At 68.1% G+C, this 18,575-nt stretch carries 16 protein-coding genes and 1 tRNA gene; 9 read left to right on the forward strand and 8 right to left on the reverse strand.

The annotated features are described in order from the left end of the window. Positions 1 to 80: 80 nt before the first annotated feature. A complete protein-coding gene (locus AC067N_RS15815; RefSeq protein ID WP_478679429.1) occupies positions 81 to 974 on the forward strand; it encodes a rhomboid family intramembrane serine protease in 894 nt (297 codons plus the stop codon). A 301-nt stretch (positions 975 to 1,275) separates the two neighbouring features. Here the strand turns inward: AC067N_RS15815 and crgA are convergent, their stop codons facing one another. Continuing rightward, positions 1,276 to 1,530: a cell division protein CrgA gene (crgA, locus tag AC067N_RS15820; protein ID WP_478679430.1), complete on the reverse strand. Its 255-nt coding sequence runs from the start codon at positions 1,528 to 1,530 to the stop codon at positions 1,276 to 1,278. 140 nt (positions 1,531 to 1,670) lie between these two features. Here crgA and AC067N_RS15825 point away from each other — a divergent pair, with 140 nt between their 5' ends. The 6 genes from AC067N_RS15825 to AC067N_RS15850 are packed head-to-tail and all read left to right on the forward strand — an operon-like array spanning position 1,671 to position 6,153. Beyond that, positions 1,671 to 2,516 carry a DUF881 domain-containing protein gene (locus tag AC067N_RS15825; RefSeq protein WP_478679431.1) on the forward strand — a complete coding sequence of 282 codons (846 nt, stop codon included), beginning with the start codon at positions 1,671 to 1,673 and terminating at the stop codon, positions 2,514 to 2,516. A 33-nt stretch (positions 2,517 to 2,549) separates the two neighbouring features. After that, complete coding sequence (locus AC067N_RS15830; protein ID WP_478679432.1) at positions 2,550 to 3,236, forward strand: class E sortase; 687 nt, start codon at positions 2,550 to 2,552, stop codon at positions 3,234 to 3,236. Between the two features lie 53 nt (positions 3,237 to 3,289). Further along, complete coding sequence (locus tag AC067N_RS15835; protein WP_478679433.1) at positions 3,290 to 3,451, forward strand: hypothetical protein; 162 nt, start codon at positions 3,290 to 3,292, stop codon at positions 3,449 to 3,451. Beyond that, positions 3,448 to 4,098, forward strand: a complete 651-nt coding sequence (locus AC067N_RS15840) for an aminodeoxychorismate/anthranilate synthase component II (protein WP_478679434.1) — start codon at positions 3,448 to 3,450, stop codon at positions 4,096 to 4,098. Before AC067N_RS15835 ends, AC067N_RS15840 begins: the two co-directional genes overlap by 4 nt. Then, the gene (locus AC067N_RS15845) at positions 4,095 to 5,381 is read left to right on the forward strand and encodes a class E sortase (RefSeq protein WP_478679435.1); all 1,287 of its coding nucleotides are present in this window, start codon (positions 4,095 to 4,097) and stop codon (positions 5,379 to 5,381) included. Before AC067N_RS15840 ends, AC067N_RS15845 begins: the two co-directional genes overlap by 4 nt. 25 nt (positions 5,382 to 5,406) lie before the next feature. Beyond that, a complete protein-coding gene (locus AC067N_RS15850) occupies positions 5,407 to 6,153 on the forward strand; it encodes a class E sortase (RefSeq protein WP_478679436.1) in 747 nt (248 codons plus the stop codon). A gap of 85 nt (positions 6,154 to 6,238) precedes the next feature. Here the strand turns inward: AC067N_RS15850 and pknB are convergent, their stop codons facing one another. The 6 genes from pknB to AC067N_RS15880 form a co-directional block, all read right to left on the reverse strand. Next, positions 6,239 to 8,248: a Stk1 family PASTA domain-containing Ser/Thr kinase gene (gene pknB / locus AC067N_RS15855; protein WP_478679437.1), complete on the reverse strand. Its 2,010-nt coding sequence runs from the start codon at positions 8,246 to 8,248 to the stop codon at positions 6,239 to 6,241. 169 nt (positions 8,249 to 8,417) lie between these two features. After that, positions 8,418 to 9,890 carry a peptidoglycan D,D-transpeptidase FtsI family protein gene (locus tag AC067N_RS15860; RefSeq protein WP_478679438.1) on the reverse strand — a complete coding sequence of 491 codons (1,473 nt, stop codon included), beginning with the start codon at positions 9,888 to 9,890 and terminating at the stop codon, positions 8,418 to 8,420. Continuing rightward, a complete protein-coding gene (locus AC067N_RS15865; RefSeq protein ID WP_478679439.1) occupies positions 9,887 to 11,323 on the reverse strand; it encodes an FtsW/RodA/SpoVE family cell cycle protein in 1,437 nt (478 codons plus the stop codon). Before AC067N_RS15865 ends, AC067N_RS15860 begins: the two co-directional genes overlap by 4 nt. A 30-nt stretch (positions 11,324 to 11,353) precedes the next feature. After that, positions 11,354 to 12,883, reverse strand: a complete 1,530-nt coding sequence (locus tag AC067N_RS15870; protein WP_478679440.1) for a Stp1/IreP family PP2C-type Ser/Thr phosphatase — start codon at positions 12,881 to 12,883, stop codon at positions 11,354 to 11,356. Positions 12,884 to 13,011: 128 nt separating this feature from the next. Further along, positions 13,012 to 13,539 carry an FHA domain-containing protein FhaB/FipA gene (locus tag AC067N_RS15875; protein WP_478679441.1) on the reverse strand — a complete coding sequence of 176 codons (528 nt, stop codon included), beginning with the start codon at positions 13,537 to 13,539 and terminating at the stop codon, positions 13,012 to 13,014. A 10-nt stretch (positions 13,540 to 13,549) separates the two neighbouring features. Then, positions 13,550 to 14,380 (reverse strand): FhaA domain-containing protein, encoded by an 831-nt coding sequence (locus tag AC067N_RS15880; RefSeq protein WP_478679442.1) that lies wholly within the window; start codon positions 14,378 to 14,380, stop codon positions 13,550 to 13,552. 483 nt (positions 14,381 to 14,863) lie between these two features. On the opposite strand from AC067N_RS15880, the gene AC067N_RS15885 reads away from it, so the two are divergent. After that, a tRNA-Leu gene (locus AC067N_RS15885) sits at positions 14,864 to 14,947 on the forward strand. 230 nt (positions 14,948 to 15,177) lie between these two features. Here AC067N_RS15885 and AC067N_RS15890 read toward each other — a convergent pair. Beyond that, a complete protein-coding gene (locus AC067N_RS15890; protein ID WP_478679443.1) occupies positions 15,178 to 15,414 on the reverse strand; it encodes a hypothetical protein in 237 nt (78 codons plus the stop codon). A 338-nt stretch (positions 15,415 to 15,752) separates the two neighbouring features. Between AC067N_RS15890 and AC067N_RS15895 the strand changes: the two genes are divergently transcribed. Beyond that, entirely contained in the window at positions 15,753 to 18,566 is a 2,814-nt protein-coding gene (locus AC067N_RS15895) for a beta-L-arabinofuranosidase domain-containing protein (protein ID WP_478679444.1), read from the forward strand. The last annotated feature ends 9 nt before the right edge of the window (positions 18,567 to 18,575 follow it).

The raw sequence follows: 18,575 nt of genomic DNA on the forward strand, positions 1-18,575 counted from the left end.
TCCCGAAGGGAACCATTCGCCCCGCTCATCCGTAAGGAAGGGCGGGGCCGATGCGTTCCGCACAGAGACGGAGGGGACCGATGGACCAGGTGCCGAGCAGCCCGCAGGAGGCGCAGAGCCTGCCCACCTGCTACCGGCACCCGGATCGCGAGACGGGTATCCGCTGCACCCGCTGTGAGCGCCCGATCTGCCCCGAGTGCATGGTGAGCGCCTCCGTCGGCTTCCAGTGCCCCGAATGCGTCCGCACCGGCTCGGGTACGGGCCACCCGCCCTCCGCCTCCCAGCCCCGCACCCTCGCCGGCGGCACGGTCAGTGCCGACCCACGGCTCGTCACCAAGATCCTGCTCGGGGCGAACCTGCTTCTGTTCCTGGTGCAGATGTCGCTGGGCAGCCGTTTCACCAACCGGTTCGACCTGATCGGGCGGGCCTGGGTCCCGGAACTCGGCACCTCGCTCCAGGGCGTCGCCGAAGGCCAGTGGTACCGGATGGTGACGTCGATGTTCCTGCACGGCGGCGTCGCGCACATCCTGTTCAACATGCTCAGCCTCTGGTGGATCGGAGGCCCTCTGGAGGCGGCCCTGGGTCGCGCCCGGTATCTGACGCTCTACTTCGTCTCCGGGCTGGCCGGCAGTGCCCTCACCTACCTGCTGGCCTCGCCGTACCAGGCGTCCCTCGGAGCCTCAGGCGCGATCTTCGGTCTCTTCGGCGCGACCGGCGTCCTCATGCGGCACCTCAACTACGACATGCGCCCGCTGGTCATCCTGCTGGTGATCAACCTGATCGTCACCTTCAGCCCGATGTTCAACATCTCCTGGCAGGCCCATGTGGGCGGGCTCGTAGGCGGTGTCGTGGTCGGCTACGCGATGGTGCACGCTCCTCGAGAGCGGAGGGCGCTCATTCAATTCGGGGCGTGCGCCCTGGTCCTGGCCGCCGTCGTGATCATGACCCTGGTCAGGACGGCCCAGCTCACCTGACCAGCCCTGAACCACCCAGGAACGGCCCTGGGGCGGTATCCCCGCAGCATCGTTGTCCACAGACCGTGGCGGATCTTGTGCATAGGGTGCGGGAACACGTGTGCCCCCTGTCACTCACCGGCGTTTCCGCAGGTCAGGCAGGGGGCGAACATACTTGCGAGTGTCGGTGAACCAGTCATACCGGCGTCAACGCCCGATGAGTTATCCACAGATCGTCGTTCTTTTTCCCCACTGTGGAAAACGCCTGTGGATAACTCCGTGGATAGCTCTGGGGAGGGCTAGCCGCACGGTGTGGGAAGTGCTACTTCCACTGGGTCGAGACACCGAATCCGGCGGCGATGAAGCCGAAGCCCACCACGATGTTCCAGTTGTCGAGCGAGTCGATGGGCAGCGAGCCGTCGGTCACATAGAAGATGACGATCCAGGCGAGGCCGATGAGGAACATGGCCAGCATGACGGGAGCCACCCAGCCACGGCTGTTCAGCTTGATGGCAGTGGCCTGCTTCGACGGCGGCGGCGTGTAGTCGGCCTTCTTGCGGATACGTGACTTCGGCACGAGGGTCTCTCCTGTCGATGCGCTGCGTGGCCGCGCAGGGAACGGGGCGGGCTCGGGGCAGCGTACAAGGGGACACTGAATGCTCCCCCGGGCGTCCGTTAGCGTAGTGCTTCCGCGCCGCCTAAGGAGATAAGGGTACGTTGAGCAATTCAGCCGACTCCCCCGAGGCCGGTTCCGGCGACTCCTCCGGGACGGTTTCCGGGGCCACCGCGTCCGACGGCGCATCGGCCACCGAGACAGGTGACGCCTCCTCCCGGGGCGGCTTCCGGCCCGTGCGCGTGCTCACCGTGGGAGTCTTCGCCCTCGCCGGGCTGATCTTCTTCACCAGCTTCGACACGGCCAAGGGCACGAATATCCGTACGGACGCCTCGTTGCTCAAGCTCTCCGACCTGATCCAGGAGCGCAGCCACAAGAACGGGCAGCTCGACGAGTCCAACGCGGTGCTCCGGGACGACGTCGAGGCCCTCGCCGAGCGGGACGACGACAGGTCCGAGGCCGACGACGCACGGCTCACGGCGCTGGAGAAGTACGCCGGCACCCAGAAGCTCAAGGGCGAGGCCATCACCGTCACCCTCGACGACGCTCCGCCGGACGCCACCGCGAAGCTCCCCGGCTACCCCGAGCCCCAGCCGGATTACCTGGTCATCCACCAGCAGGACCTGCAAGCCGTGGTGAACGCCCTGTGGCTGGGGGGCGCCAAGGGCATCAAGGTCATGGACCAGCGGCTCATCTCCACCAGCGCCGTGCGGTGCGTCGGCAACACCCTGATCCTCCAGGGCCGCGTCTACTCGCCCCCCTACAAGATCCAGGCGGTCGGTGACCCCGAGAAGCTCCAGCAGGCGTTGGCCGCGAGCAAGGCGATCCAGAACTACATGGTGTACGTCAACGTCTACGGACTCGGCTGGAAAGTCACCGAGGACGGGCCGGTGACTCTGCCCGGCTACTCGGGCACAGTGGATCTGCAGTACGCGAAGCCCGTGGAGTAGAAGCCCTCAACGGCAGCCGGGGGATCTGTGTCGGTGCGTGTGGTCGTCAGGACCGTCAGCGAACTCTGCATCACCGTCGGCACCCTGATCGTGCTCTTCGTCGTCTACGTGCTCTTCTGGACCGGTGTGAAGGCCGACACCGAGATGGACCGCCAGGTCGACCTGCTCCGGGACCAGTGGGCGAGGCAACCGGTGCGGCCGACATCCGTGCCGGGGACCACGGCGAGCCCGAAGCGGCCCGCGCCGTACGAGGACGCTAAGCCCTTCGCCCTCATGTACATCCCGCGTCTTGGTTTCACGTGGAACAAGCCCGTCCTCGAGGGCACCAGGACGAACACCCTGAAGAAGGGGCTCGGGCACTACGCGAACACCGCTCAGCTGGGACAGAAGGGAAACTTCGCGGTCGCCGGCCACCGCCGAACCCACGGCGACCCCTTCAAGGATTTTCCCGACCTGCGCCCCGGCGACGCGGTGGTCCTGACCGACGGCGCCCACTGGTTCACCTACGTCATCGACAAAGGGCCCTATCGGACATTGCCCACGGACGTCCAGGTCATCGACCCCGTGCCGAGGAAGTCGGGCTACACACGCGCGGGGCGCTACCTCACGCTGACGACCTGCGACCCGGAGTGGGGCCACAGCCATCGGCTCATCGTGTGGGGCCATCTCGAATCCACGAAGCCTGTGGAGTCAGGGAAACCTGAGGCACTACGCCGTTAGTCTGGTGGCGGTACGGCGTGAGTCCGGTGCCGCGGTGTGAAGGAAGGGACGGCATGTACGGCTGGATCTGGCGGCATCTGCCCGGCAATGCATGGGTGAAGGCGCTGCTCTCCATCGTGCTCTCCCTGGCCGTCGTCTACGTCCTCTTCCAGTACGTCTTTCCCTGGGCGGAGCCCCTGCTGCCCTTCAACGATGTGACGGTGAACGACCAGTGAGTGCCGCCCGACCCGCCCGCATCCTCGTTGTCGACAACTACGACAGCTTCGTCTTCAACCTGGTCCAGTACCTGTACCAACTGGGCGCGGAGTGCGAGGTGCTGCGCAACGACGAGGTCGCGACCGCGCACGCCCAGGACGGCTTCGACGGTGTCCTGCTGTCCCCGGGACCGGGCACCCCCGAGGAGGCCGGCGTCTGCGTCGACATGGTCCGCCACTGCGCCGAGACCGGCGTGCCCGTCTTCGGTGTCTGCCTCGGTATGCAGTCCATGCAGGTGGCGTACGGCGGTGTCGTCGACCGCGCCCCGGAACTGCTGCACGGAAAGACGTCCCTGGTGGAGCACGAGGGCAAGGGCGTCTTCGCGGGACTGCCCACGCCGTTCACCGCGACCCGCTACCACTCGCTGGCCGCCGAGCCCGCGACCGTGCCGGTCGAACTGGAGGTCACGGCTCGCACACACGACGGGATCATCATGGGCCTCAGGCACCGTGAACTGCCTGTCGAGGGCGTGCAGTTCCACCCCGAGTCGGTGCTCACCGAGCACGGCCACCGCATGCTGGCCAACTGGCTGGCGGAGTGCGGGGACGAAGGGGCTGTGGCGAGGTCGGCGGGGCTCGCCCCGGTGGTGGGCAGGGCCACGGCGTGACGGCCCTGCGCCCCGAGCGCGAGAGTGCCCCCTACGGCGGCGAGGCCGCGTACGGGGGCGCCGAGTCGTTCGAGGCGGAGGACTTCCGCACTCGGCCCCCGGCCGAGCCGCCGCGGCAGTGGTACGTCCCGCCGCAGCCCCAGGCTCAGGACATGGAGTACGCCCAGGGCGAGTGGTACGGCCGACGGGACTACCCGGAGCCGTCGTTCGAACCACGCTCCAGGACGCCCTACGGCGAGCCGTACGAGAGCTACGAACCGAACGCCTACCAGGCGGCACGGCCCACGGTCTATGAACCGGCCGTGCACGAGCCTTCCCCGGCCGACATCGCGCAGGAGCACCCGCCGATCGACGAGGAGACGGTGGCCCTCCGGGTGGAGGAGGCCCGGCGTCTGGCCGCGGAGACCGAGGCGATAGGCGCGCCGCCCGCGCCGGGGGGCCGTGCGGCGCGCCGTAAGGCCGCCAGAAGGCACGGGAGGCACGGAGGGTCCCCGGGGGGCCGTACGAGCTCCGGAGCCGCTCAGGGGCCCGATCAGCCCTTGGGTGCGACCCGAGAGGCATCGGGGGCTCTGTCCCGGGTCGAGGCTCGGCGGGCTGCACGGGCACGCAAGCCCAGCCTGGGCGTGGTCGCCAGCCGGGCGATCGGCGAGGTGTTCATCACCACCGGCGTGCTGATGCTGCTGTTCGTGACGTACCAGCTCTGGTGGTCGAACATCCGCGCCCAGCAGCAGGCGGGCCGGGAGGCGACGAGCCTTCAGGAGGAATGGAGGAGCGGCAAGCGCGCGCCAGGTGCGTTCGAGCCCGGGCAGGGCTTCGCCATCCTCCACATTCCGAAGCTCGACGTGGTCGTGCCGATCGCGGAGGGCATCAGCAAGTCGAGGGTCCTGGACCGCGGGATGGTCGGGCACTACGACGAGAACAGCATCAAGACGGCGATGCCTCAGGACAAGACGGGGAACTTCGGTATCGCCGGACACCGGAACACCCACGGAGAACCGTTCCGGTACATCAATCGGCTCAAGCCGGGCGACCCGATTGTCGTGGAGACGCAGGACACGTACTACGTCTATGACATGGCCTCGATTCTGCCGGTGACGGCGCCGTCGAACGTCAGCGTGCTGGCTCCCGTGCCCCCGGGCTCCGGGTTCACCGGGCCGGGCCGCTACATCACGCTCACCACGTGCACCCCGGAGTTCACCAGCAAGTACCGCATGATCGTGTGGGGCAAGATGGTGGAGGAACGGCCGCGCAGCAAGGGGAAGCCCGACGCGCTCGTCCAGTAGGGGCTCGACCAAGGGCGGATGAACTGTGGCAGTGACCACCGACGAGACCGAAGAGCAGACGGACACCTCCAAGCCCGAGCGGAAGCGTCGTCGCATGCGACGGATCGCGATGGCGGTGAGTGTCTTCGGGGAACTCCTCATCACAGCGGGCGTGGTGCTGGGCCTGTTCGTCGTCTACTCGCTGTGGTGGACGAACGTCCTGGCCGACCGGGAGGCCGGCCAGGAGGCCGACAAGGTCCGTGACAACTGGGCGGCGGCGGACGACCGCCCGGGCGCCCTGGACACCAAGGACGGCATCGGCTTCCTGCATGTGCCCGCCATGGGGAACGGCGAGGTCCTGGTCAAGAAGGGCACCTCGGCCAAGGTCCTCAACGGCGGTGTCGCCGGCTACTACACCAGCCCGCTCAAGGCGACCCTCCCCACCTCCGACAAGGACGGCAACTTCACCCTCGCCGCCCACCGCGACGGCCACGGGGCCAAGTTCCACAACATCGACAGGCTCGAGAAGGGCGACCCGATCGTCTTCGAGACCCGCGACAACTGGTACGTCTACAAGGTCTACGAGACCCTCTCCGAGACCTCGAAGTACAACGTCAAGGTCCTGTCGAGCATCCCCAGGGAGTCCGGCAGGAAGAAGGCCGGCAAGTACATCACCCTCACCACCTGCACTCCCGTCTACACCTCCCGCCACCGGTACATCGTGTGGGGCGAGCTGGAGCGAGTGGAGCGGGTCAACGCGGAACGCACCCTGCCGAGGGAACTGCGCCAGTAGTACCCGCGCCGAGTGTGGAAAGGCGGATGCCCGGCCCTTCTCAGGAAGGGCCGGGCATCCGCCTTCGTGCGGGGCGAGGTGGTGATCAGTCCTCGAAGCGGGCGCCGGTGAGGCCTCCGAAGAAGCCGCCGTTGTTGCCGCCGTTGTTGTTGCCGCCGTTGTTCCCGCCGAAGCTCACGGAGGCGAGGGTGATCGTCGTCTGGCTCGGTTCGGCGTCGTTGCCGCCGTCCGGGTCCTGGTCGGTGACCAGCGCGGTGTCGCTCTGGTCACTGCCCTGGGCGAACTGGATGTTCGTGAAGCCCGCCTGCTGCAGCAGCTGCTTGGCCTCGCCGACCGTGCGACCGACGACGTTCGGGACCTTGGACTTCTTCTCCTCGGCCTTCTTGCCGACCTGGATGGTCACCGTGTCGCCCGGGTTGAGCTCGGTGCCGGCCTCGGGGTTGGTCGAGATGACCTTGCCGACGAGGTTGTCGTCGTCGGTCTCCACATCGATGCAGCTGCCGACGAGGCCGTTGGCCTGCATCTGGGCCTTGGCGTCGTCACAGCTGCGGCCGGTGACCGTCGGCACGACGGACTTCTCCGCCTCCTTGGCGACCGTCAGCGTGATCGTGGAGCCCTTCTCGCGCTTGCCGCTGTCGGGGTCCTGGCTGATCACGACACCGGCCTTGCGGTCGGACTCCTCGTTCTTCCGGTCGACCAGGAAGCCCTTCTCCACCAGCTGGGCCTTGGCCTCGTTGAACTGGAGTCCGGTGACGTCGGGGACGGAGACCTTCGGCGCGCCCGTCGAGATCACCAGGGCGATGGTGTCGCCCTTCTTCACGGGGTCGCCGGCGCCGGGATTCTGCTTGCAGACGTTGCCCGTCTTCTGGTTCTCGCACGCGGCCTGGGTGGTGGTGACCTCGAGGTCGACGTTGGTCGCCGCCTGCCGGGCCTCCTTCTCCGTCTGGCCGACGAAGTTCGGGGCCTTGAGGGTGTCACCGCCCGTGTCCCCGCCGGCGAACATCCACCGTCCGATGAGGATCGCGCCCACCAGCACCAGCACACCAGCGACGACCAGCAGGATCGTCGAGGTGTTGTTCTTCTTCTGCTGGCGGCGCCGGCCCTGGCGGTCGTCGTAGCCGTAGCCGTCGTCCCCGTTCATCGGGGGCAGCATCGTGGTGGCGCCGGCGTCCTGGGAGCGCATCGCCGTGGTGGCCTGGTCGTCCGGGTAGCCGCCGTAACCGACCGAGCCCATGGCCGCCGTGGCCGCGACGGGCTGGCCGTCGAGGCAAGCCTCGATGTCGGCGCGCATCTCGTCGGCGGACTGGTAGCGGTAGTCCGGGTCCTTGACCAGGGCACGCAGGACGATGGCGTCCATCTCCGGCGTGATCTCCGGGTCGAAGACGCTCGGGGGCTGCGGCTCCTCCCGTACGTGCTGGTAGGCGACCGCCACGGGCGAGTCGCCGACGAACGGGGGACGGACCGTCAGCAGTTCGTAGAGGAGACAGCCGGTGGAGTACAGGTCGGACCGGGCGTCCACCTGCTCGCCCTTCGCCTGCTCAGGGGAGAGGTACTGGGCGGTGCCGATGACCGCGGAGGTCTGGGTCATCGTCATGCCGGAGTCGCCCATGGCGCGGGCGATACCGAAGTCCATCACCTTGACCTGGCCGTTGCGCGTCAGCATGACGTTGGCCGGCTTGATGTCACGGTGGACGATGCCGTTGCGGTGGGCGTACTCCAGACCCTGGAGGATGCCGATGGTCATCTCCATGGCCCGCTCCGGCAGCAGCTTGCGGCCGCTGTGGAGAAGCTCACGGAGGGTGGAGCCCTCGACGTACTCCATGACGATGTACGGGATCGAGACCCCGTCGATGTAGTCCTCGCCCGTGTCGTAGACCGCGACGATCGCGGGGTGGTTGAGCGAGGCGGCCGACTGGGCCTCCCGGCGGAACCGGGCCTGGAAGGTGGGGTCGCGCGCGAGGTCCGCTCGCAGCGTCTTCACCGCCACGGTGCGGCCGAGGCGGGTGTCCATCGCGAGGTAGACCTCCGCCATGCCACCACGGCCGAGCACCTGGCCCAGCTCGTACCGGCCGCCGAGGCGACGCGGCTCTTCCATAGCTTCCTACCAGCCCTCTCCGTCGGTCCCGACCGCACCTTTGTGTGGTCCGGCGGCTGTGCTCCGGGCATACGGTACCCGTCTCGCCTTTCATGACCTGGCCAACCGCGTCACCCGATACAGGACCGGTATCGCAACGTGCACCGATGTGGAGGTGACGTGAGCGGGGTCACTTCTTGCTGTTGATCACTGCCTGCATGACGCTCTTCGCGATCGGGGCGGCGAGACCACCACCGGAGATCTCACCCCGGTCGGCACTGCCGTCCTCGACGACCACGGCCACGGCCACCGGCGAGCTGCCGTCGCCGAGCTTGGCGTAGGAGATGAACCAGGCGTACGGCAGTTCCTTGTTGTCGATGCCGTGCTGGGCGGTACCGGTCTTGCCGCCGACGGTGACACCGTCCGCGTTGATCTTCGCCGCACCGCCGGTGCCGCCCGGATCGTTGACGACGGTCTCCATCATTTCCTGGAGCTTCTGGGCTGTTCCCGGCGAGACGGCCTGGGAGAGCGGCTCGGGGTCGTGCGACTCGATGACGTCGAGGCTGGGGGCGCGCAACTGGTCGACCATGTACGGCTTCATCAGCTCACCGTCGTTGGCGATCGCCGCGGCGACCATCGCCATCTGCAGAGGCGTGGAGCGGTTGGAGCCCTGGCCGATGCCGTCGAGCGCGTTCTGCGGACGGTTGTCCTCGGGATAGACGCTCTCCGCTGCGCGGACGGGGGTGTCCAGCTCGGCGTCGTTGAAGCCGAACTTCTCCGACTGCTCGATCATCTTCTCGTTGGTGACGCTGTCGCTGAGCTTGGCGAAGACGGTGTTGCAGGACACCTTCAGGGCCTCGCGCAGGGTCGCGTTCTCGCACTTGCCGTGCTGGTTGGTGAGGTTGGTGCTCGTGCCGGGCAGTCGGTAGGGATCGGGGGTGTCCGTGGCCTCGTCGATGCCGTCGACCTTGCCGCTCTCCAGCGCGGCGGCGGCCGTGACCACCTTGAACGTGGAGCCCGGCGGGTAGGTCTCGCGCAGCGCGCGGTTCAGCATCGGCTTGTCCTTGTCCTTCTCCAGCTTCGAGAAGGTCTCACTGTCCTTCTGGCTGATGCCGGCGAAGGTGGACGGGTCGTACGACGGCGTGGAGGCCAGGGCGAGGATCGCGCCGGTCTTCGGGTCGATCGCCGCGACGGCACCCTTCTTGTTGCCGAGGCCCTTGAAGGCGGCCTTCTGCGCGGCGGAGTTGAGGGTGGTGACGACGCTGCCGCCCTCCTTCGTCTTGCCAGTGATCATGTCCAGCGTGTTCCGGAAGAACAGCCGGTCGTCGTTGCCGGTGAGGATCCCGTCCTCGAGGTTCTCCAACTGCGTGGCGCCGACGATCTGCGAGGAGTACCCGGTGACGGGGGCCCACATCTCGCCGTTCTTCCAGGTGCGCTTGAACTTGTAGTCGGTGCCCTTGGTCTCGACGGACCCGGTGATGGCCTTGCCGTCGACGATGATGTCGCCGCGTGGGGTGCCGTAGCGCTCGATGGCGACGCGGCGGTTCTTGTTGTCGCTCTTCAGGGCGTCGGCCTGTACGTACTGGATCCAGTTGTCGCGGATGAGCAGGGCAAGGATGAGGAGCCCGCAGAAGATCGCGATCCGGCGCAGCGGCTTGTTCACGGTCGGACCACCTGGGTCATCTCGGCGTCGGGGTTCGGGGCGGGGGCCGGCGCGGGGCGCCGCGCGGTGTCACTGATGCGGATCAGAATGCCGATCAGCGCCCAGTTGGCGATCACGGAGGAACCGCCGTATGCCACGAAGGGCAGCGTCATACCGGTCAGCGGGATCAGGCCCATCACACCACCGGCGACGACGAAGACCTGGAGTCCGAAGGCTCCGGACAGGCCGACGGCCAGCAGTTTGCCGAACGGGTCCCGAGCGGCCAGTGAGGTACGAATGCCGCGTTCCACGATCAGGCCGTAGACCAGCAGGATCGCCATGACACCGGCCAGGCCCAGTTCCTCGCCGAAGGTGGCGAGGATGAAGTCGGAGTTGGCTGCGAAGCCGATGAGGTCCGAGTTCCCCTGACCGAGACCGGTGCCGAGGGTTCCGCCGGAGCCGAAGGCCCACAGGGCCTCCATGGACTGCTGGGAGTGACCGGCGATGCCCTGCTGGCTCAGCTCGTACTCACGCATCGGGTCGAGCCAGGCCTGGACACGCTGCTGGACATGGATCTCGAACGAGGCCACGCCGACGGCGCCGGCGGCGGACATCAGCAGACCGAAGACGATCCAGCTGGTCCGCTCGGTGGCGACGTACAGCATGATCACGAACATGCCGAAGAAAAGGAGCGACGTACCGAGGTCGGTCTCGAAGACCAGGATCAGGATGGACAGGACCCAGACGACCAGGATGGGCCCGAGGTCGCGGCCGCGCGGCAGATAGAGGCCCATGAAGCGGCGACTGGCCAGGGCCAGCGCGTCTCTCTTCACCATGAGATAACCGGCGAAGAAGATGGCCAGCACGATCTTGGCGAACTCACCTGGCTGGATGGTGAATCCGAAGATGGAGATCCAGATGCGTGCGCCGAAGACGTTCAGACCGAGGCCGGGCACGAGCGGCAGCAGCAGCAGGACGAGGGCAGCCGCCATGGAGATGTACGTATAGCGCTGCAGGACGCGGTGGTCCTTCAGGAAGACGAGCACGGCGATGAACAGCGCCATGCCCAACGCCGAGTAGAGCAGCTGCCTGGGGGAGGCTTCGAAGAACTCGTCGCGCAGCTGGAGTCGTTCCGACTGGTCGAGCCGCCAGATGACCACCAGCCCGAGCCCGTTCAGCAAGGTGGCCAGCGGCAGCATCAGCGGGTCTGCGTACGGTGCGAACTTGCGCACGGCGAGGTGGCAGATACCGGCGACCAGACCGAGTCCGAGGCCGTATGCGAGGAGCCCGGCGGGGACCTGGTCGCTGATGGCCAGCCCGGCGTTGGCGTAGGCGAACACCGGGATCGCGACCGCGAAAGCCAGCAGCGCCAGTTCGGTGTTGCGGCGGCTCGGCGCGCCGATCGCGCCGATCGTGGACGTGTGCTGCGTCGACGTGTTGGTAGTACTGCTCATCGTGTGCGTGGGCCCCTCGCGGCTTGCCTACTACTCACCGCACCGCGAGACCAGCTTCTGCTCCTCCTCCGAGAGGCTGGGGCCGGCTGACGGTGTGGGTGTGGACTGGGTCGGGCTCGGGGACGTCGATGGCGTCGACGTCGGGGACGGTGTGGCCTTGGACGTGAGGGAGGTCTTCGTGGTTCCCGTGACGCCCCCGGCCTCGCCCGCACCGGTCTTGGCGTTGTTGTCCGCCGCCTCACGGCGCTCGGCGTTCTTCTTGCACGCCGACGCCTGGGTGGCCAGTTCGTCGATCTTCTTCCTGGCGTTGTCCAGACCGCCCTCGGCGATCGTGGCCTCGACAAGCTTCTGCTGGTAAGGCGGCAGGTACTTGAGTTCGATCTCGGGGTGGTCCTTCTCCACCTTCGAGAGCGAGATCCAGGCAAGGTCCTGGCTGATGCCGCGGTAGAGCGCGACATGGTCGTCCTTGGTGCCGACGTAGTACTGCGTCTGCGTCCAGCGGTACCCGCCGTAGAGGCCCCCGCCGATCACGGCGAGGGCGAGGACGCCGAAGAACGATCTCTTGAGCCACCTGCGCTTCTTGCCCGGCTTGACGAAGTCGGAGTCGGAGTAGTCCCCGAAACCGCCCGCCGCCGGCAGGTATCCGGTGGTGTCGCCGGAGCCGGGCGGGCCGAACTCGCCGCCACCGCCATGGCCGTGCCCCTGGCGGCCGAGCCCGGAGGCGCGGCCGGCGGGGGTCTGCATGATGCCGTTGTCCTGAAGGTGGAGCTGGTTCTCGGCGACGGCGCCCACCACGACGGGGGTGTCGTGGAGCTGGCCGGCGAGGGTGTCGCCCGTGTCGAGGTCGAGGACGTCGGCGACGATGACCGTGATGTTGTCCGGGCCACCGCCGCGCAGCGCGAGCTCGATCAGCTGCTGGACGGTCTCCTCGGGCCCCTGGTAGCTGGCGAGGGTGTCCTCCATCGTCTGGTGGGACACGACGCCGGACAGGCCGTCGGAGCAGATCAGATACCGGTCACCGGCGCGGACCTCACGGATGGAGAGGTCGGGCTCGACGTGGTCGCCGCTGCCCAGCGCGCGCATCAGCAGGGACCGCTGCGGGTGGGTCGTGGCCTCTTCCTCGGTGATGCGGCCCTCGTCGACCAGACGCTGCACCCAGGTGTGGTCCTGGGTGATCTGGGTGAGCACACCGTCGCGCAGGAGGTACGCGCGGGAGTCGCCGACGTGCACGAGGCCGAGCCGCTGGCCGGTCCACAGCAGGGCGGTGAGCGTGGTGCCCATGCCCTCCAGCTGGGGGTCCTCCTCGACCATGGCGCGCAGCTGCTCGTTGGCCCGCTGCACGGCGGTGCCGAGGGAGGTCAGGATGTCGGAGCCGGGGATGTCGTCGTCGAGCGTGACGAGGGTGGAGATCACCTCGGAGGAGGCGACCTCACCGGCCGCCTGGCCGCCCATGCCGTCGGCGATCGCGAGCAGCCGCGGGCCGGCGTAGCCGGAGTCCTCGTTGCCCTCGCGGATCATGCCTTTGTGCGATCCGGCGGCGAAGCGCAGTGACAGACTCATGCGCACCTCGCCCGTCGGCTCCGGGTACATCCGCACGGTGCCCACCCTCCGGTCGGGAGCGCGCCGGGGCCCCTGGTGGGGGCCTCCGCTGCGTGCTCGCTCCGCTCGCGCCTATTCATGATGTAGCACTACTTCCGCAGCTCGATGACGGTCTTGCCGATGCGGATCGGCGCGCCCAGCGGAATCGGCGTGGGGGTCGTCAGTCGGTTCCGGTCGAGATACGTGCCGTTGGTGGACCCCAGGTCCTCGACGATCCACTGGCCGTCGCGGTCCGGGTAGATCCGGGCGTGCCGACTGGAGGCGTAGTCGTCGTCCAGCACGATCGTGGAGTCGTGCGCGCGGCCCAGCGTGATGGTCTGGCCCTGCAGCGCGACGGTCGTCCCCGTCAGCGTGCCCTCGCTGACGACGAGCTTGGTCGGGGCGTTGCGCCCGCGGCGCCCGCCACCACCGCCTGCGGCGGGCTGCTGGCCGCGCTGCTGCGGAGGCGCGGCCTGCCGGGCGGCGGTCTGCGGGCGCGCGTTCTCCCGGCGCGACCCCCGCTGGGTGACGCGCGTACCGAACAGGTCGCTGCGGATGACCTGCACGGCCACGATCACGAACAGCCACAGTACGGCCAGGAACCCCAGCCGCATGACCGTGAGGGTCAGCTCTGACATTGCCCCCGCTTCACCCTTCGGCTTGCCGGTAAATGATGGTGGTGCTGCCCACGACGATCCGCGAGCCGTCGCGGAGCGTAGCGCGGGTGGTGTGCTGCCCGTCCACCACGATGCCGTTGGTGGACCCGAGATCCTGGATCGTCGAGGGCGTTCCGGTCCGGATCTCGCAGTGCCGGCGGGAGACGCCGGGGTCGTCGATCCGCACGTCGGCTTCGGTGCTGCGGCCCAGCACCAGCGTCGGGCGGGAGATCTGATGGCGGGTGCCGTTGATCTCGATCCAGTAGCGCGTGCGTCCAGCGGCGCCCGGGGCTGCCCCGGCGCGCTGGAGGTAGGGGGCCGAGCCGGGACGACCGCCGGGCGGCGGTGTGGGCGGCATCGGCGGGGCGCCGACGGGCGGGTAGCCGTAGCCACCGGGGCGGCCGTCGGCGGGGTTCGCCGGGGCGCCCCCGGGGGCCTGCTGGTTGGTGGAGGAGGCGAGCGTACGGCTGCGCACCCGGTACAGGCCGGTGTCGAGGTCGTCCGCCTTCTCCAGGTGGACCTTGATGGGGCCCATGAAGGTGTACCGCTGCTGCTTGGCGTAGTCGCGCACCATGCCGGCGAGTTCGTCGCCGAGCTGACCGGAGTAGGGGCTGAGGCGCTCGTAGTCGGGTGTGCTCAGTTCCACGATGAAGTCGTTGGGGACGACCGTGCGGTCGCGGTTCCAGATGGTGGCGTTGTTGTCGCACTCGCGCTGGAGCGCTCCCGCGATCTCCACGGGCTGGACCTCGGACTTGAACACCTTGGCGAAGGTGCCGTTGACCAGACCTTCGAGACGCTGCTCGAACTTCTTCAGGACTCCCATGGGGCACCTCCTCCGTCGTCACCGCTCTGCGTACTGCGTCCGTACTGCTTACTGATCGTATCCACGCGCCGGGAAATCGGCTGGTTCCCCCCGTCGGCCCGGTCGGCCGGTGTCACCGGCGCCGACGCCCACTGAGGTCCCCTCCCGGCTTCCCACCGGAGCTCCTCTTCGAACTACCTCTGCCCGAACTCTGCCAGGGATCGTAGAGGCGGCACGAGACCAGTGTCCCGCACCTGACCGTGCACCCTGCCCTCCTCCCATGGAGATGGCCGGGACCGGTACGAGGTTGATACGTGAACCAGCACTCGTTGATACGCGACGCAAGGGGGCAGGTGTTCGGTCCCCGCTGGTCGCCGCGAGGCCGGGTGAGCCGGAGGGGCGGCCACGGATAAGGGATGTGAACCCACCCTCGACAGCGTGCTAATCTTCTGGATGTCGGAAGGCGCCAGCACCAAAAGGCCGGGGCCGGATGACACACCCAATGCGCGGGTGGCGGAATAGGCAGACGCGCTGGATTCAGGTTCCAGTGCCCGCAAGGGCGTGGGGGTTCAACTCCCCCCTCGCGCACAGCGAAGCGGTCCCATCGTGATGACGATGGGACCGCTTCTTTTTGTGCTCTCCAATGCATCCGGGGCCCGGCCGTCTGATCCGTGAGTGTGAGGAGTCTCTCAGCGGGTTCGGTAAGGGCTTTCACTCTTTGACGGCACGGAATGGCGTGGGAGGCATGCCGGGTCCCCTGTGTGGGGGCGGGTTCCTGTTTCACGTGAAACGTCCTGGAGTGGCACATCGGGGATGTTCTACGTGAAGCACTGTGGGACGTGGCTGGTGAGGCGGCGTGCTCGCTTCAGCAGGTCCTGGTAGACGGGATGCTCGGCGATGGCGGGCTGCGTCCCGTGAGGGAGGCGGGACGGGGCGCGGCCGGAGCCGGCGATCAGGCCGGTGCCGGTCTCGCGTATGACCGCGTGGAACTCCTTGCGCTCGCCCTCGGGCAGAGGATGAGGCCTCGGGGTGCTCAACTCGATTGGGCTATCCATGGTTCGGACAGGATCAGCCGGTCGATCTCCGTCCCGGGCGCAACCGCAGTGGATGCGGGCGCGAGTGAGGTGGCTGACCAGTGTGTATCGCGGTCATCCACCGGTCGATTCCCCATGGCTCCCGGGGGCGCGCGGTGCCAGGTTCGCGCCGCTTCGCGGGGCGTGCGCGGGTGAAGGGAGGCCCCCAGCCTGGGCGTTCGCCCTGTGAATTCCCGTCGCTACCGTTGACGCTCGCTCGCCTCATACCTATCTTCTGGTCGGCAAATCGTACAGCGTTCGTAATTTCGAATGATGAGTTGTCTGGTCCCCGCCCTCCCCAAGTCAGAGACGAGACGCACATGGCTCCGCCCCTCTCCAGGCGCTTTCTCCTCCAGTCCGCGCTCGTCGCCGCGGCACTGCCCGGTGTCTCCATCGGGACGGGCGGTGGTCGCGCGGCCGCCGCGACCCTTCCGGTGCCGTCCACCTGGTCCGTGCGGCCTTTCGAGCTCAAGGACGTGAGGCTCGGACAGGGCGGCCTGTTCGCCGGCAAACGGCAGCTGATGCTCGACCACGGTCGCGGCTACGACGTGAACCGGCTGCTCCAGGTGTTCCGCGCCAACGCGGGGCTCTCCCCGAAGGGCGCGGTCGCCCCCGGGGGCTGGGAGGGTCTCGACGGTGAGGCCAACGGCAACCTCCGGGGCCACTACACCGGGCACTTCCTGACGATGCTCGCGCAGGCCTACGCCGGCACCGGGGACACGGCGTACGCCGACAGGATCCGGACCATGGTCGGGGCCCTGAGCGAGGTGCGTGAGGCGCTGCGCGGCGCCCCGAAGATGCTCGCCGTCACCGGGAAGTGGGGCAGCGCGCACGAGAACGTCCGGGGCTCGTACCAGTACATCGACCTGCCGGCCGCCGTGCTCGGCGGTGCCGCGGCGATCACCCTGTCGGTCTGGGTGAAGCCCACGCACAACGCCAACTGGCAGCGGGTCTTCGACTTCGGCGACAACACCACCCGGTACATGTACCTGGCCACCCGCAACGGCAACGGGGTGCCCCGGTTCGCCGTCACCACCAGCGGGCCGGGCGGGGAACAGGGGCTCAACGGCACGGCCGCGCTGCCGCTGGACCAGTGGAGCCATCTGGCGGTGACCATCTCCGGCTCCACGGGCACCCTCTACGTCAACGGCACCGCCGTCGCCCAGAACGCCTCCATGACGCTCAACCCGTCCGTCCTGGGCGCCCTGACGAACAACTGGCTGGGCCGCTCCAACTTCTCCGGCGACCCGGTGTACGCGGGCGCCTTCGACGAGTTCAACGTCTGGTCACGTGAGCTGTCCGCGGCCGAGATCACCTCGCTGCAGACGAACGAGGCCAAGAACTCCTCCGCAGGGCTCGGCGACCTCGCGTCGTACTACTTCGCCGCCACCAACGGCGGCACGTTCGCCGACGCATCGGGGCGCGGCCTCACCGCCACCCTGCGCCGCACCTGGGGCGGGCCGAGCCATCCCGGCTTCCTCGCCGCGTACCCGGAGACGCAGTTCATCGCGCTGGAGTCGATGACCAGCGGTGACTACACGAAGGTATGGGCGCCCTACTACACCGCGCACAAGATCCTCAAGGGCCTGGTGGACGCCTACCAGGCCACCGACGACGCCCGGGCACTGGACCTCGCGTCCGGGATGTGCGACTGGATGTACTCCCGGCTGTCCAAGCTGCCCGACGCCACGTTGCAGCGCATGTGGGGCATCTTCTCCAGCGGCGAGTTCGGCGGCATCGTCGAGACGATCGTGGACCTGTACGCGATCACCGGCAAGGCCGATCACCTCGCCCTGGCCAAGCTCTTCGACCTCGACCGGCTCATCGACGCCTGCGCCGCGAACACGGACATCCTCGACGGCCTGCACGCCAACCAGCACATCCCGATCTTCACCGGCTACGTCCGCCTGTACGACGCGACGGGCGAGACCCGCTATCTCACCGCCGCCGAGAACTTCTGGAACATGGTCGTCCCGCAGCGCATGTACGGCATCGGCGGGACGAGCACGGCCGAGTTCTGGAAGGGCCGCGGGGTCATCTCGGGCACGATCAGCGACACCGACGCCGAGACCTGCTGCGCGTACAACCTGCTCAAGCTGAGCCGGATGCTGTTCTTCCACGATCAGGACCCGAAGTACATGGACTACTACGAGCGGGCCCTGTTCAACCAGGTGCTCGGCTCCAAGCAGGACCAGGCCGACGCGGAGAAGCCGCTGGTCACGTACTTCATCGGCCTCGAGCCCGGCCATGTGCGCGACTACACCCCGAAGCAGGGCACGACCTGCTGCGAGGGCACCGGTATGGAGAGCGCGACCAAGTACCAGGACTCGGTGTACTTCACCAAGGCCGACGGCAGCGCCCTGTACGTCAACCTGTACAGCGCCACCACGCTGAACTGGAGCGCCAAGGGCGTGACGGTCGCCCAGACCACCGACTACCCGCGGGAGCAGGGCTCCACGATCACCATCGGGGGCGGCAGCGGCACCTTCGAATTGAAGCTGCGTGTGCCGGCGTGGGCGACCGACGGGTTCCGGGTGACCGTCAACGGCAGCGCCGTGAGCGGCACGCCGACCGCCGGGAGCTACTTCACGATCCCCTCCCGCACCTGGCGCAGCGGGGACGTCGTACGCGTGACGATCCCGTTCCGGCTGCGGGTGGAGAGGGCGCTCGACGACCCGTCCCTGCAGGCCCTGTTCCACGGACCGGTCAACCTGGTCGGCAGGAACAGCAGCACGAGCTGGCTGCCGTTCAGCCTGTACCGCAACGCCGGTCTCTCCGGTGACCTGCTGCCCTCCCTCACGCCGGTGAGCGGAAAGCCGCTGCACTACACGCTCGACGGCACGGAGTTCGCACCCTTCTTCGAGGGAACCGAGGATCCGACGCACGCGTACATCAGGCGCTCCGAACCGAAGGTCTTCTTCGGCGGCACCGACTCGGGCGTGGCCAACCCCGCGAAGTCCGACGGCACGACGCTGCTCGACGAGATCTGGGCGGGGGCGCCGTTCACCGGCAAAGGCGCGCTGGTCGCGCGCGTGCAGTCGACCGTGAACTCCTGGGTGTCGGCCGGGCTGCTCAGCCAGGCGGACGGGCAGAAGGTGGTCACGACCGCGCGGAACGCGTCCTATGCAGCCTGAGCCCGACAA

This window comes from Streptomyces sp. NPDC042364 (assembly GCF_056437585.1).